At 32.7% G+C, this 15,065-nt stretch carries 17 protein-coding genes; 9 read left to right on the plus strand and 8 right to left on the minus strand.

The features are described from left to right. Nucleotides 1–38 precede the first annotated feature (38 nt). Complete coding sequence (locus RCH19_RS02395) at nucleotides 39–650, minus strand: hypothetical protein (RefSeq protein ID WP_343021875.1); 612 nt, start codon at nucleotides 648–650, stop codon at nucleotides 39–41. Here RCH19_RS02395 and RCH19_RS02400 point away from each other — a divergent pair. Next, the gene (locus RCH19_RS02400) at nucleotides 629–850 is read left to right on the plus strand and encodes a T9SS type A sorting domain-containing protein (protein ID WP_343021876.1); all 222 of its coding nucleotides are present in this window, start codon (nucleotides 629–631) and stop codon (nucleotides 848–850) included. The genes RCH19_RS02395 and RCH19_RS02400 overlap by 22 nt on opposite strands. A gap of 194 nt (nucleotides 851–1,044) precedes the next feature. Here RCH19_RS02400 and RCH19_RS02405 read toward each other — a convergent pair whose 3' ends face one another. Next, entirely contained in the window at nucleotides 1,045–1,476 is a 432-nt protein-coding gene (locus tag RCH19_RS02405; RefSeq protein WP_121923887.1) for a TerB family tellurite resistance protein, read from the minus strand. Between the two features lie 178 nt (nucleotides 1,477–1,654). On the opposite strand from RCH19_RS02405, the gene RCH19_RS02410 reads away from it, so the two are divergent. The 3 genes from RCH19_RS02410 to RCH19_RS02420 all read left to right on the plus strand — a co-directional run bounded on the left by RCH19_RS02410 (nucleotide 1,655) and on the right by RCH19_RS02420 (nucleotide 4,321). After that, a complete protein-coding gene (locus RCH19_RS02410; protein ID WP_343021877.1) occupies nucleotides 1,655–2,248 on the plus strand; it encodes a HupE/UreJ family protein in 594 nt (197 codons plus the stop codon). A 2-nt stretch (nucleotides 2,249–2,250) separates the two neighbouring features. After that, the gene (locus tag RCH19_RS02415) at nucleotides 2,251–2,682 is read left to right on the plus strand and encodes a dCMP deaminase family protein (RefSeq protein ID WP_343021878.1); all 432 of its coding nucleotides are present in this window, start codon (nucleotides 2,251–2,253) and stop codon (nucleotides 2,680–2,682) included. A gap of 70 nt (nucleotides 2,683–2,752) precedes the next feature. After that, a complete protein-coding gene (locus RCH19_RS02420) occupies nucleotides 2,753–4,321 on the plus strand; it encodes a S41 family peptidase (RefSeq protein WP_343021879.1) in 1,569 nt (522 codons plus the stop codon). 229 nt (nucleotides 4,322–4,550) lie between these two features. On the opposite strand, the gene RCH19_RS02425 is transcribed toward RCH19_RS02420, so the two are convergent. The 3 genes from RCH19_RS02425 to RCH19_RS02435 form a co-directional block, all read right to left on the minus strand. Continuing rightward, nucleotides 4,551–5,156, minus strand: a complete 606-nt coding sequence (locus tag RCH19_RS02425; protein ID WP_343021880.1) for an FAD-dependent oxidoreductase — start codon at nucleotides 5,154–5,156, stop codon at nucleotides 4,551–4,553. A gap of 5 nt (nucleotides 5,157–5,161) precedes the next feature. Beyond that, the gene (locus RCH19_RS02430) at nucleotides 5,162–5,362 is read right to left on the minus strand and encodes a hypothetical protein (RefSeq protein ID WP_121923891.1); all 201 of its coding nucleotides are present in this window, start codon (nucleotides 5,360–5,362) and stop codon (nucleotides 5,162–5,164) included. A 117-nt stretch (nucleotides 5,363–5,479) separates the two neighbouring features. Continuing rightward, nucleotides 5,480–6,058: a MarC family protein gene (locus tag RCH19_RS02435; RefSeq protein ID WP_121923892.1), complete on the minus strand. Its 579-nt coding sequence runs from the start codon at nucleotides 6,056–6,058 to the stop codon at nucleotides 5,480–5,482. A 606-nt stretch (nucleotides 6,059–6,664) separates the two neighbouring features. On the opposite strand from RCH19_RS02435, the gene RCH19_RS02440 reads away from it, so the two are divergent. The 5 genes from RCH19_RS02440 to RCH19_RS02460 all read left to right on the plus strand — a co-directional run bounded on the left by RCH19_RS02440 (nucleotide 6,665) and on the right by RCH19_RS02460 (nucleotide 13,613). Continuing rightward, nucleotides 6,665–7,237, plus strand: coding sequence for a DUF3109 family protein (locus RCH19_RS02440; RefSeq protein WP_343021881.1), 573 nt, complete (start codon nucleotides 6,665–6,667; stop codon nucleotides 7,235–7,237). Nucleotides 7,238–7,493: 256 nt separating this feature from the next. Beyond that, a complete protein-coding gene (locus tag RCH19_RS02445) occupies nucleotides 7,494–8,471 on the plus strand; it encodes a ribonucleotide-diphosphate reductase subunit beta (protein WP_121923894.1) in 978 nt (325 codons plus the stop codon). 333 nt (nucleotides 8,472–8,804) lie between these two features. Next, nucleotides 8,805–11,219, plus strand: coding sequence for a ribonucleoside-diphosphate reductase subunit alpha (locus RCH19_RS02450; RefSeq protein WP_343021882.1), 2,415 nt, complete (start codon nucleotides 8,805–8,807; stop codon nucleotides 11,217–11,219). A gap of 774 nt (nucleotides 11,220–11,993) precedes the next feature. Further along, on the plus strand, nucleotides 11,994–12,695 hold the full coding sequence (locus RCH19_RS02455) for a toll/interleukin-1 receptor domain-containing protein (protein ID WP_343021883.1): 702 nt from the start codon (nucleotides 11,994–11,996) through the stop codon (nucleotides 12,693–12,695). A gap of 171 nt (nucleotides 12,696–12,866) precedes the next feature. Next, nucleotides 12,867–13,613 carry a hypothetical protein gene (locus RCH19_RS02460; RefSeq protein WP_343021884.1) on the plus strand — a complete coding sequence of 249 codons (747 nt, stop codon included), beginning with the start codon at nucleotides 12,867–12,869 and terminating at the stop codon, nucleotides 13,611–13,613. 76 nt (nucleotides 13,614–13,689) lie between these two features. On the opposite strand, the gene RCH19_RS02465 is transcribed toward RCH19_RS02460, so the two are convergent. The 3 genes from RCH19_RS02465 to RCH19_RS02475 form a co-directional block, all read right to left on the minus strand. Continuing rightward, nucleotides 13,690–13,989: a type II toxin-antitoxin system RelE/ParE family toxin gene (locus tag RCH19_RS02465; protein ID WP_343021885.1), complete on the minus strand. Its 300-nt coding sequence runs from the start codon at nucleotides 13,987–13,989 to the stop codon at nucleotides 13,690–13,692. Then, on the minus strand, nucleotides 13,989–14,234 hold the full coding sequence (locus tag RCH19_RS02470; RefSeq protein WP_343021886.1) for a type II toxin-antitoxin system ParD family antitoxin: 246 nt from the start codon (nucleotides 14,232–14,234) through the stop codon (nucleotides 13,989–13,991). Before RCH19_RS02470 ends, RCH19_RS02465 begins: the two co-directional genes overlap by 1 nt. A 122-nt stretch (nucleotides 14,235–14,356) precedes the next feature. Next, a complete protein-coding gene (locus tag RCH19_RS02475) occupies nucleotides 14,357–15,055 on the minus strand; it encodes a carbohydrate-binding family 9-like protein (protein ID WP_343021887.1) in 699 nt (232 codons plus the stop codon). Between the last annotated feature and the right edge of the window lie 10 nt (nucleotides 15,056–15,065).

Consider the following 15,065-nt stretch of genomic DNA (forward strand, 5'->3'; position numbering starts at 1 on the left):
GACGTTTCTGAATTGCACTATTTCAAACTAGTTTAGTTTTACTTTTTTTTAAGTTCTACTAAAACAATGTCAAATGGGGTGTCGATCGCTATTTTACCATCTTGAACCACAACTTCCTTATCAGAGTAGGCTTCATGTAAAGTAGTTCCATTTTCGAAAATGGTTCCAACAGTGATTTTTTTAACTCCAACAGGTAAATCTAAACCTACGATTACTTTATCACTAAAATCATCTTTAGAAAAAATTCTCGAGAATGTATACGGAATTGTAGCAATCTGCTGGTGTATTCCTGCGCCAATCGCGGGATGGTTTTTTCTAAACTGTCCTAATTTTTGCCAATGTAGCAAAGTTGCTTGAGTTTCAGGATTTGTTTGGATTTGGTCCCAATTCATAAAAGATCGTAAGGTAGCATCTCCTTCGATTCCTTCGATTATTAATGATCTTCGACTATCTTCACCATAATATACTTGAGATTGTCTTGGAGAAAGCAGTAATTTAGTTGCTTTTTCTTTGCTTCTCTCGAGTTTAGCATCAAATGAGCTTCCATCATCGTGAGACGATAAATAGTTTAATACGCTGTATCCTTTAAATTCATTGTTTAATTTCTCCGAATATTTAGAAAATATAAATGCAGCTGTATCCAAATCCAACTTCCGATTATTTTAAGCTAGACATCGCAACTTCTAAAGTCGAAATTTATTCGATAAGCGGAAAGTTGGTTAGCAGTTTTGATAAAAATCAAGAAGTAGGATTTCAATTTTCAGTAAATAATTTAGAAAATGGACTCTATCTTATAAAGGTTAGCGGTCGAAATGAAGAACAAAAGGTTTTTAAACTTTTTAAAAATTAAGATTGATGTGATCGATTAAAAAGCCGTCTGTAAAGGATGGCTTTTTTTATGTGAAACTAATAGAGAATAGAAACATGATTTATAAACTATAGAATAAAAAAAAATAGCGATTACACAAAAAATAATTTTGTGTAATCGCTATAATTAAAAGTTTTAATAAGCAGCATTTCATAGCGCTACTATTTAAAATATTTTTATTTATTCATGTTTTGCATTTCGAATAAAAAAGTCTCTAAATCAACTTCTTTATCAGCTAATTTCAATGATTTGTTTACTATGTAGTCAACGTTATCAATGTTAAAGCCTAACGCAACACAAATTTTTCTAAGTAGAAATTCTTGTTTGTCTCCTAAGTGATGGTCAACATGAACCATACGCACTAAATCATATAAACGCTCTAATCTTTGCTCGTGTGAATAAGGTGCATTGATTGGATAATTTAAAGGATTTTCTAAAATCTCTACATATTCTGCAGAAGAAATTTCTAATTTTATTGCTAGTTTGTCTAAAAATGCTTTTTCTTCTGGAGAAACTTTTCCGTCAGTAAGTGCCACACGAACAATAGCTGAAAAATGACCTTTATTTCTTATTTTAAATCCGCTATCAAATAAATCTGAAAATGACATAGTTTTTGTTTTTTAACTGACAAAGATAAATCTATTTTTAAATTTATTGATTTTAAATTTTTAAATTTTTTACTAGCAATATCTTCCCTTTTGAATCATACTAATTTAGATAATCAAATCATTCTTTTTCAAAATTAATCGTAAGTTTACATCCCTTTATCAACTTAATAAAATACTGATGTCAGAATTTTGGATTTACTTTCAAATAGGTTTAAAACATGTGTTAGATATAAATGCCTATGATCACGTTTTATTTCTAATTGCGCTTGCTGTACCATTTTCTTTTAACGATTGGAAACGAGTGATTTTGCTAGTTACGCTGTTCACAATTGGTCATACAATGGCTTTAATGCTTTCGGTTTTTGGGATTGTGACTATTAAAGTTGATGTTGTAGAATTTCTAATTCCAATAACGATTTTGTTAACGGCGCTATTTAATCTTTTTACTGCAGGGAAATCCAGCAAAAAAGAAAGTATAAATTTAGTTTTTTTTATTACACTATTCTTTGGGATCATTCACGGCTTAGGATTTTCAAATTATTTTAAGTCAATTTTAGGAGGGACTGCAAGTTCGAAAGTACTACCTTTAAGTGAATTTGCATTAGGCATCGAAGCAGCTCAGATTGTCGTTGTTTTTGTTGTATTAGTACTATCTTATATTGTACAAACCATCTTTAGATTTTCTAAGAGAGATTGGACATTAGTCATGTCTGCTTTTGTTATCGGAATTGTGGTGCCAATGATTATAGAAAGTGAAATTTGGAATAAATAAAAATGAGCGAAAAAAAATTAAATAAATACGATAAAGCATATCTTCGAATTGCTAAAGAATGGAGTCTTTTATCGTACTGTAAGCGCAAGCAAGTAGGCGCAATTATTGTTCGTGATCGAATGATAATATCAGATGGTTATAATGGAACACCTTCTGGTTTCGAAAACTGTTGTGAGGATGAAGAAGGTTTAACGCGTTGGGATGTCTTGCATGCAGAAGCTAATGCTATATTAAAAGTGGCAAAATCAACACAATCATGTGAAGGAGCAACTTTATATATCACACTTTCGCCTTGCAAAGAATGTAGTAAATTGATTCATCAATCTGGTATAAAAAGAGTGGTATATCATAACGGATATCGCGATGATTCAGGAATTCAATTCTTGATCAAAGCGGGAGTAGAAGTAGAGCATATTCCTGTATTGGAGGAATAAAAGCAATCGTGAGTTTTGACTTTTTAAACGAACTTTTATTCGCACAGCATAAAAAAAATTAGACCCTTAAATGAAATTTAACAATAAATACTTTCCTATTCTTCTTTTTTCAGCACTTGCTTTGGGTGTTGTGTTAGGTGGTATGTTGAAATTCCCAAATACGTCAGAATACTTAGTAAAAAATAATTCTAAGAGTAAACTCAACAAGCTTATCGATTTTATTGACAAGGAATACGTTGATAATGTCAATACAGATTCTATTGTAAATTTAACTGTCGATAATATTCTGGCAAAGCTGGATCCACATTCTGTTTACATGCCTGCCAGCGAACAACTTCAAGTCGCAGAAAGTATGAAGGGGAATTTTGTTGGGATTGGAGTTAATTTTTATATGTATAAAGATTCTGTTGCGGTTATAAAACCAGTTGCTAATGGCCCTTCGGCGAAAGCAGGAATCGAGTCTGGTGACCGAATATTATACGCAGATAAAACTAAATTATTCGGACGAAAATTACCTAGCGACAGTTTATTTTCTAAGTTGAAAGGAACAATTGGTTCAGATATCGAACTTACTATTTATAGAAAATCTGAGGATAAAAAATTAAAAATTAAAATTAGAAGAGATGTCATTCCTATAAAGAGTGTGGATGTTGCATTGCTTTTAAATCAAAATACAGGTTATATAAAAATTAATCGTTTTGCAGAAACTACTTATAAGGAGTTTATGGAAGGTTTAATAAAATTAAAAAAAGAGGGTGCAAAATCACTTGTGATTGATGTTCGTGATAATGGCGGTGGCTACATGGAGGAAGCAATTGCTATTGCTGATGAATTATTACCAAACAAGCAATTAATAGTTTTTACCAAAAATAAAAATGGCAATGTAGATAAAACATTTGCTACTGAAAAAGGCAGTTTTGAAAAAGGAAATGTGTTTGTTTTAGTGAATGAGAACAGCGCTTCGGCTAGTGAAATTTTAGCAGGAGCAATTCAAGATAACGATCGAGGAACTATTGTTGGTCGTCGTTCTTTTGGAAAAGGATTAGTACAACGCGAAATGGATTTTGCAGATGGTTCAGCCGTGCGATTGACTATTGCGAGATATTACACACCAACTGGTCGTTCGATTCAAAAACCGTATGCCAAAGGGAATGAAGCTTATTTTAAAGAATCAGATTCTCGTTTTACTAACGGCGAACTCTATGAAAAAGACAGCATTAAAGTTGAAGATAATATAAAATTCAAAACTAAAAAAGGTAAAATCGTCTATGGCGGTGGCGGGATTGTACCGGACGTATTTGTTCCACTTGAATTAGAGCATGGAAATGAAGGCACGGCTTACTTGCTACAATCAGGAATTGTTGGGAATTTTGCTTTCGAACAATTGGATAAAAATAGAAAGGTGTTTAAAGGATTAACTTTCGAACAGTTTCAAGAAAAAATGGCAGCGACTGATGTTTATTTTAATGCTTTCCAGAAATTCATTTTTGGCAATGGACTGGACTTGAATTTTGGAAAAAGCAAAGCAGTTGTAAAGCGTTTCCTTACCGCAGAGTTTGCGAGACAACTTTATGGAGAATCATACTATTACGACATCATATTAAAGGAGGACGCGATGATAAAAGCAGTTTTGAAGTAAATTCAAGTTGACTACTCCATGAAAAGTAAGTATCTAGGGATGACTGTCAGTGAACGTCTTTAACTAAGTGAATTAATGACTTATCTTGATTTTTATTTAAAAATAAAAAGACGTTGAAGAAATTATAAATATCTCACTAAAAATCGAATTATAGGAAAGTTCAATTTCAGAACGTGTGAATAGTTTAATTCTTTTGATTCGAAGTTAAGTTTGTTTAAATAAATAGAAACTATCGAATACTATCATGAGCATGGGTTTGTACACCGTTGTTCCACAAAGTAAGAATGTCAGTTGCAACAGCTGCTCCACTTCCGGCTGCAATCGCTAATTGACTTCTCCAGCCTGCTAAAGTTCCCATCACATAAATGCCTTCTGCCATTTTATGGTCGTTGTTTCTCAGCTGAATTCTATTTTTCTCAGGAAGTGATTTTTGATGTGGTTCGATATACTGCATTAAACCTTCGATTGCAAAAGTGTTAGCGGCGCCAATACCTATTACAACTATTTTAGTTTTGTAAATGCATTTATTTGTAGTGACAGTAAATTCTGGAAATTCTCCTTCGATTTTAAATACTTTTTCTTGAGGGATTTGAGTAATGTGCGGATAGCTTGTAGAAAGTTGAGATACGCTTTCTCCTAGTAATTCAGAACCTAATTTACCAGCGGGAATTCCGTATGCATTATTGAATATTGCTTCTTGTAATGAAGATATTTTTTGATGGGTGAATATGCCAATTATCTTGTCAGATACAAAGGCTTTCTTTTTTGCGGATCCCAAAACTAAAGCGCATGACATTCCTGAAACACCACCACCAATGATTAAGACATCAAACATAACGATTACTTTCCGTTAGTTTTCTCTTCGATTCTTTTAGAAACTTTAAAAATCAGTAAAATCATTACTGCGCAAAAAGAAGCTGCTATTCCAATAAAAGCAACAACGCTATCTCCTTGAAATGGATTTCTAAAGTCAAGTAAAGTAACATTAAATATGATTAAAGCGATTGCTAAAAGCACCAATATGTTAATAAAAATTTTCATAATATGTTATTATTTTAAAAGTAACAGATAACTGATTTTATACTCAAATTAGAAGTCTAAGAAAGTCTAAATTGTTTTATTGTATAACATTAGGGAGTAAATTTAGGTAAATTTATTTTAGACAAACAAACCTTTAACATTCGCAGCGAATAATTTAACAGCTATGGCAAGCAATACAACTCCAAAAGTCTTTCTGATGACTCCAAGTCCGTTTTTTCCTAGCATTCTTTCAATTTTCGAAGAGGATTTAAGGACCACATATACCAATATAATGTTTAGAATAATAGCTATAACAATATTTGCAGTGTGGAATTGAGAACGCAGTGACAGTAATGTTGTCATTGTTCCTGCACCTGCAATAAGTGGAAATGCGATAGGTACAATCGATGCTGAACTAGCTTCTTCATCTCTGTAAATTCGGATTCCCAAAATCATTTCCAATGCTAAAAAGAATAAAACAAAAGAACCTGCAACAGCAAATGAATTGACATCAATTCCTATTACTTTTAAAAGCTCTTCCCCTACAAACAGGAAAGTAATCATAATTACTGCAGAAACTATAGATGCTTTTTCAGATTCTATAATCCCGAATTTAGCTCTTAATCCAATGATAATTGGAATAGATCCAATGATATCAATTACGGCAAAAAGCACCATTCCTACAGTAATAATTTCTTTGATGTCTAATCCTAACATAGCTTTTAATTTTTTGCAAAAGTATTGAATTAAGTTTGGTTGTGGGCTATGTTAGTTTTTAATTTCTGTTGAAATTTCCTATTACGCTTCAAGTAGCATTTTTACTTGCATTTAAGTCTAACTACATGATGGTCAAGCAGTAGATTTGATTATTGATGTAAATTTCAAAGTAGGTAAAGAGATAGCGGGCGTTTTAGCAATAGTGTTTTTGTTTCTACTTGCTATAAATGTATAAGCATAGATCTAAAATGAATTGTCTAGAAAAATTTAGGAAAAAAGTGCTTTAAAAATGATTTCTTTCTTACGCTGTTAAAAGATTCATTTTTAGATTTATTAATTTCGAATTAAAAAAGAATACGGATAAAAGTGTTTGAAAATATTTAGAGTTATAGTGCAAATTTTGAAAAAGAAGTATAAAATGAACGATTAAAAAATAGAAGTTGGATTAATGACTGCGCAGTAATTAAAATTGATAAAAAGTATAAATTCATTTATTAAATCCCATGATCAATTCATGTAGTTTGGTTATCAATGGATTCTGTTTTTGTTTTGGAATTTATGATTTGCTGAGGTGCTTCATTGGATAACTTTGAATACCTTTGCAGAATGTTTCAACTAGGAAAAACCATCGTCTCAGAAGACTTACTCGAAAAAGATTTTGTATGCAATTTGACCGCTTGTAAAGGTGCTTGCTGTGTAGACGGCGACGCTGGAGCGCCTTTAAGTCTTGAGGAAACTCTAATCCTCGAATCTATTTATCCAAAAGTAAAACCATTCTTACGCAAAGAGGGAATTGCTGCTATAGAAGCGCAAGGAACTTGGGTAACAGGTGTAGATGGCGAACTTGAAACACCACTTATTGACGATAAGGATTGTGCTTATGTTATGTTTGATGGTAAAACTGCTTTGTGCGGTATTGAACAAGCCTACAATCAGGGAATCATTGACTGGAAAAAACCAGTTTCTTGTCATTTATATCCTGTACGTGTAAAAGATTTCACTGAGTTTGCTGCCGTTAATTATGACAAATGGGATATTTGTGATCCTGCTTGTTCTTTAGGTCAAGAACTCGAAGTTCCAGTTTACAAGTTTGTTAAAGAAGCACTAATTCGTAAATTCGGTGAAGACTGGTATATGGAATTAGAACAAGTTGCCGAAGACTTGAAAAACCAAAAATAAAAATAAACTTTACTGTGTTATTTTAAATCTCAAAATTCTATATTTTGCGGTGCTTCACACTTGCGAATCTATTTTAAGTAATTGATAATCAGTATCTTAAAAAACATAAGAAAAATATTTGTAATTCTGTCCTTTGTTCAAAACTAGGGCTGATTGTGGATAAGTTTGGCTTTTAATTATGGCAATATTTCACAACCTTTGTAAAGCTGAAAAAGTAATAATTTTCATTAAACGCATAAAAAAATAAACACTCACAATGACACATCTAGAGCCAATCTTACAAGAGAATAAAAATCGTTTCGTAATTTTCCCTATCAAACATCATGATATTTGGGAGTTTTATAAATCAATGGAAGCTAGTTTTTGGACTGCTGAGGAAATTGATTTGTCTCAGGATTTAAATGACTGGAATAATAAATTGAATGATGACGAAAGGTATTTCATAAAACATATTCTTGCATTTTTTGCTGCTTCTGATGGAATTGTGAATGAGAATTTAGCTGAAAATTTCGTGAATGAAGTGCAATATGCTGAAGCTAAATTTTTCTATGGTTTCCAAATCATGATGGAGAACATTCATAGTGAGACCTATTCTCTATTAATTGACACTTATGTGAAAGATGAAGCAGAGAAAGATGATTTATTTAATGCTTTAGAAGTTTTTCCAGCGATTAGAAAAAAAGCAGATTGGGCTTTAAAATGGATCGAGTCGGATTCGTTTGCTGAACGTTTAATTGCTTTTGCAGCGGTTGAAGGAATTTTCTTTTCGGGAGCATTTTGTTCTATTTTCTGGTTGAAAAAACGTGGATTAATGCCAGGATTAACTTTCTCTAACGAGTTAATTTCTCGTGATGAAGGTGTTCACTGTGACTTTGCAGTGCATTTACACAACCACCACTTAGTCAATAAAGTTCCAAAAGAAAGAATTAGAAGTATCATTGTTGACGCTTTGAATATTGAAAGAGAATTTATCACCGAATCACTTCCTGCGAGTTTGATAGGAATGAATGCGGTATTGATGACTCAATATTTAGAGTTTGTTGCTGATAGATTATTAGTGGAACTAGGTTGTGAAAGAGAATACAATACTTCAAACCCATTTGATTTCATGGATATGATTTCTCTTCAAGGAAAAACAAACTTCTTTGAAAAGAAAGTTGCTGAATATCAAAAATCGGGTGTGATGAACACTGATGTTGATGCTCAAAAAATATCTTTTGACGCTGACTTTTAGTCGATAGCCACAAAGACGCTAAGCCGCAAAGAAAAGAATTGTATTTTTCTAAATTTTTTATAGTTAAAACATTCATTTCCAAAGGTTAAATCTTGATTTTAGACTGAATTTCTCCCTGCTACTGAAGCTTTAGCCCAGATAGTCCCGATGCTTCGGGAGGAAATCCCACGCCTTTTGGCGTGGATTGCAACGTCCCGAGGCTTCGGTAGCGGGAAATAGCTCCAAAAAATGAGGAAATGAACCAATAAAAGATATTGATTTACTCCTCGAAATGATTCACAAACAAACAAAAATAGCAAAGGGATTTGTTGTTTTAAAAAAACCAAAAAAATTATGTACGTAGTAAAAAGAGACGGTCGCAAAGAGCCTGTAATGTTTGACAAAATCACAGATAGAATTAAAAAGCTATGCTATGGTTTGAATGATTTGGTAGATGCTGTAAAGGTAGCCATGCGAGTGATTGAAGGACTTTATGACGGAGTTTCTACGTCGGAATTAGATAATTTAGCAGCTGAAACTGCAGCTTCGATGACGATTGCGCATCCTGATTATGCACAATTAGCAGCGAGAATAGCAATTTCGAATTTGCATTCGAATACAAAAAAGGCTTTCTCGGAAACAATGAACGATATGTTTCATTATGTAAATCCAAGAAATGGTCAAGACGCTCCTTTATTATCAGAGGAAGTGCATAAAGTGATTATGGATAATGCGGAATTTTTAGATTCGCATATTATATACAATAGAGATTTCAATTACGATTATTTTGGTTTTAAAACACTAGAGCGTTCGTATTTGCTTAAAATAAACGGTAAAATCGTAGAGCGTCCGCAGCATATGTTGATGCGTGTATCGGTGGGAATTCACTTAAACGATTTGGATTCAGTGATTGAAACGTATGACTTAATGTCTAAAAAATTCTTCACGCACGCTACACCAACATTATTCAACGCAGGAACTCCAAAACCTCAAATGTCTTCTTGCTTTCTTTTAGCAATGCAAGATGATAGTATTGATGGAATTTACGATACGTTGAAACAAACCGCTAAAATCTCGCAATCAGCGGGTGGAGTTGGTTTGTCGATTCACAACGTGCGTGCAACTGGATCTTACATTCGTGGAACTAATGGAACTTCAAACGGGATTGTTCCTATGTTGAGAGTTTTTAATGACACGGCAAGATATGTAGATCAAGGTGGTGGAAAACGTAAAGGTAGTTTTGCGATTTACATCGAAACGTGGCATGCTGATATTTTCGAATTTTTAGATCTGAAAAAGAACACTGGAAAAGAAGAAATGCGTGCTAGAGATTTGTTCTTTGCGATGTGGACTTCTGATTTATTCATGAAACGTGTGCAAGATGACAGTTACTGGACTTTGATGTGTCCTAACGAATGCCCTGGTTTATATGATGTACACGGTGAGGAATTTGAAGCAATGTACATCGGTTATGAAAAAGCGGGGAAAGGTAGAAAAACCATCAAAGCGCATGAATTGTGGGAGAAAATTCTAGAATCGCAAATCGAAACTGGAACGCCATACATGTTGTATAAAGATGCAGTCAACAGAAAATCGAATCAGAAAAATCTAGGTACTATTCGTTCATCGAATTTATGTACAGAGATTATGGAGTTTACTTCTAAAGATGAAATCGCAGTTTGTAACTTAGCATCTCTTTCTTTACCAATGTTTGTAGATGGTAAGAAATTCGATCACGACATGTTGTACACAGTTACAAAACGTGTAACTAGAAACTTAAATAAAGTAATTGATAGAAATTATTATCCTGTAATTGAAGGAGAAAATTCTAATAAGCGCCACAGACCTATTGGTCTTGGAGTACAAGGATTAGCAGATGCATTTATTATGCTGCGTTTGCCTTTTACCTCTGACGTAGCTAAAAAGCTGAATCAAGAAATTTTTGAAACGCTTTATTTTGCTGCTGTAACCGCTTCTATGGAAATGGCAAAAGAAGAAGGTCCATATTCTACTTTTGAAGGATCGCCAATGTCTAAAGGGGAATTCCAGTACAATATGTGGGGAATGAAAGATGAGGATTTATCAGGTCGTTGGGATTGGGCTTCTTTAAGAAAAGAAGTGATGGAACACGGTGTGCGTAACTCGTTATTAGTAGCGCCTATGCCAACAGCCTCAACGTCTCAAATCTTGGGTAACAACGAAGCATTTGAACCATACACTTCAAATGTATATACACGAAGAGTACTTTCAGGCGAGTTTATCGTGGTAAACAAGCATTTATTGCATGATTTAGTAGAGCGTGGCTTGTGGAACGAAACTTTGAAACAAGAATTAATGCGTAATAACGGATCGGTTCAAGATTTGAATATTCCGCAAGACTTGAAAGAATTGTACAAAACAGTTTGGGAAATGTCAATGAAAGATATTATTGATATGTCACGTCAACGTGGGTATTTTGTAGATCAATCACAATCATTGAACTTGTTTATGCAAAACGCAAATTACTCTAAATTGACTTCGATGCATTTCTATGCATGGCAATCTGGACTAAAAACAGGAATGTATTATTTAAGAACAAAATCAGCTGTTGATGCGATCAAATTTACATTGAACAACGATAAGAAATCGGAACCAATTCAAGAAGAACCAAAAGCTATTCAAGTAGCGGTTCCTGCTGCTCAAGTAGAAATGAGTTCTGAAGAATACAGAACCATGATCGAAATGGCCAGAAACTCTGATCCAGACGATTGCGAAATGTGTGGATCTTAAATTTTATATTAAATTGAAAAAGGCTTCTTATTTGAAGCCTTTTATAAGAATAACTTAAATCTATTTGCCGAGGTAAAGAAAATCAAACGCATAAAAAAAGGGAAATCTTTCGAAATCCCTAACTTGGAAACTTAAAATTAAAACGGCCGGCAAGCTTTTAAAAAATTAAGTTATAAAGAGGATGAGGTTACCTCACCTGCTTATTTTATACTTCAAAAGTATATAATTCGAATCTTCTTTCCAAAGTTATTTTTTCAAGATAATGTCAATGTTGATATTATTAATTTAGAGCTCTTATGCCATAAGGTTTTGTAAGAGTTATTAACAAAACAAATAATATGGAAAATTCATTAAACAATGATTTTTATTACATTTTCAGAAAATGTATTACAACAAGAAATGGAAGAAGAATTTGTAAAACTGACGGAAGTTGTTTTAAAATTCGAATAAAAAAAAGTATTTAGTTTTAAAAGCGGCTATCATATTCGGTAGCTGTTTTTTTTAAGAAGCTATTTGCCGCTATGCGATATAATCTACAAGTAAGATCGCAGGATTTTCGCTACTGTATCAGCGACAGTATAGAGCTCTGAAATTAATCTCAATTTATTAAGTCTTGTAAAAGTAAATTAACGAACATTTTTTGTTTTAATCGTAATGGTTGTGTTCTTGATAATTTATGCAGACTAAATCTGAGATATTTAAAAGTCAAAAAAATAAATAAAGGTACTATGCTCATAGTAAAAACAATTAACTGTCAAATAACTTATAGAAATTATGGCACAATGTACAGCACCAAGAAATGGTCATAGAACTGCAAGTGCAGCGGCAAACTGCCCTGCTTGCAGTGGTCGATATGGTAGAGGTTACAGTTCTTATTCTAACTACTCACAATCTTATTCACCACCCTCAGGTAGTTATGGAAAAAGTTTTGGAACAGGAGGGAAATCTAAAACGAAAGCTCGTTGGTCTTCGCCTAATTCTAGTATTTTTTATACTGTTGAAGAAATTAGAACTCTTACGCCTGTTAGGGCGAATTTTGAAAAACGTTCTGATAAAATGGATTTACGAGATGTATTTCTTTGTCACGCTTGGGATGACCGAAAGGGAGCTGCTAAAGAATTACACGATATTCTTGAATCAAAAGGTGTTTCAGTTTGGTTTAGCGAAAAGGATGTTCTATTAGGTACATCTTTACTTCGTGAAATCGACAAAGGATTAGTTAAGTCAAGAGTCGGAATAGTGTTAGTTACACCATTATTTCTTAAACGCATTAAAGGAGAAGGTATCGCTGACAAAGAACTATCTGCACTTTTAGCTCGTGATTTACTTGTTCCTATTCTTCATAACGCAACTTTTGATGATTTACGTGAGGTCAGTCCTTTACTTGGTTCGCGTAGTGGTTTAAGTACACTGGAAGATTCATTGGAAGAAGTAGGCGCGAAATTAGCAGAACTAGTAATTCCTGAAATTGATTGAATAAAAAATATTTATTCGTTAACGCAAATATTCCGCATTTGTTAACAAACAAAATCATCATACAAACAAAAAAGAAAGTCCCTAAAAGACTTTCTTTTTGCTTTATAATATTTTCAGCAATAATGAAAGAATTTACTTAACTTTACTCACAACTTTTTTAAAACTTCTTAAATGAAAATAAACAAACTACTTATTATAGCGTTAATAATTTCTAATCTTTGCATGGCGCAGCAATATGATGGAGTTAAAATAGAAAAAAGCAAAGTAGATAAAAATAATGTTATTTATCAAATTGGTAAAACATTTATGTATTCCTATTCTATTCAAAAGAATGAAAACAAATATTTTCTCGTCAATAACACAAAAGACAGTTTAACTACTAATGAAGTGGATAAAAATAAAATTGATGCCATTAAAATGTCCGTTATAAAACCAAAGATGTTTCAACGGATAAACAAAAATCAAACTGAAATCCGCTATAATTTTGAACCCAATCCTAAATTTTTTAGTTCAACTGGAGTAGTCGAAAATAAAGAGAATGTTTGGATTCATCCTCCCAGAATGGGATTTTTGAATGCATTAGAAACCTGTCCCTTTCCTTATATTAAATTAAATAAGCCTGTTGGTTACACTTGGACTGACAAGATGAGCATTGGCGATCATTGGTCAAACAAACAATGGGGAGAATGGAAAGGTAGACTTCTTTTAGATTACACTTATGAAATTGTCGGGAAAGAAGCAATCAAAACTAGTCTTGGAAGTTTAGATTGTTATAAAATTAATTCAACTGCAAAATCTAATATCGGCGAAGGTAAACTGGTAGCTTTTTATAACGATAAATATGGTTTCGTTAAATTAGAATATACCTTAATGAACGGAATTCAAATCGATATTAATTTAGTTGAAGTTAGTGAATAATCGTAGTTGCTGAAAAGTTTCATTATTACCTGCATGTAGCGTTTTTTTATGTAAAATAAAATAGGATATGAAATGCTTATTCTATTAATCTAATTTCAATCTCCATTCTTTCGTGCAAGACCCTAACGACTTCAATTTCGTTCATTTTATCTATTTTGAAGAAAATTAAATGTGATTTTACTTTAGAACATTTATAGGATTTTCGAATTTTACCAAAGTCACGAGCCATATCAAAATTGTTAGCTATGTATTCAATCTCGTCAAAAATTAAGTTATAATATCTGTCTGCTTGTGCAACAGACCAATTTTCAGCCGTGTAAATCCAGATGTTATTAATATCTTCTACTGCCTTTTCACTAATTACATAAAGTGACATTATTTTTGAAAATTAGCTTTAAGCACTTCAAGATTTTTGTCGCGATCAAAATTTTTAATTTTAGGACTCTTTTCTCCCATTTTTAGTTCGTGGATTAGCGATTTTGTTTTATTTTCTTCTTGCTCGAAAACTCTTAATGCAGTTCTAACCACTTCACTTACTGAACTATATTTTCCTGTAGAGATTTGTTCATTAATGAAATTTTCAAAATAATCTCCTAATAATATTGAGGTATTTCGTGCCATGATTTTTTTTATCAAAGATACCAATAATTGGTATTAAATTCACATTCCTTCCTTTTTTTGAAAAGCTGATAGATAGAAATTATTTTAATCACTGCATCACTAACATCAATTTTTTATTACAATCACTTCACAAATATTAATTCTGCAAATTCGGCAGGTTGATGAAAACCATGTTTTTTACTTTGATACGGTTTTAACGATTGGTACTCTTTAGTTGGTCCATAGTCGATTCGGAATAAATTTCCTTTCCAAGTGGTTCCGATTTTTGGTGTTTTAAAATTGCCATTTGTAATTTCGTTTAAACTCGAAAATGGAATGGCAATTTCAACGGTGTAACCAAATTCAGTGATTTTAGAAGCTGTTTGCAATCCTCTTATACTAATTGATAAATCAGATTTCCGTCCTCCACATTCCTTTGAAGTGCATTGAATAAGAACATCGTAATTGGTATTAAAAGCATTAACGCCAATTTCAATATAACTTTTAACTTCCACATCTGGACTAATAAAAATCTCTACTAAATCATCAGTTTCAAACAGAGGAGAATCTTGCTTCCTTTCTTTACCTATAATTTCAGAATCCGTACACTTGTAAGCGATATATAAAAAGTTTTTATCCCAAGAAAGAGACGCAACGGTTGATTGTTTTGCTTTTTCTCCAGAGTTATGAATTACAAATTCCTTTGAGAAAGGGCTGGGCCAGTCGGATAAATCACCATCAATAACTATAGGCTGCTTCGTCTTATGAATTAGAAGAGCTTGTGATTTAATTTGCTGCACTGTGCAAATTAATAGGAAGAAAACAATACTATTAAATTTCATTTTTATTGAA

The sequence above is a fragment of the Flavobacterium sp. PL12 genome, from assembly GCF_039123485.1.
GTDB classification, from domain to species: Bacteria; Bacteroidota; Bacteroidia; order Flavobacteriales; family Flavobacteriaceae; genus Flavobacterium; species Flavobacterium weaverense.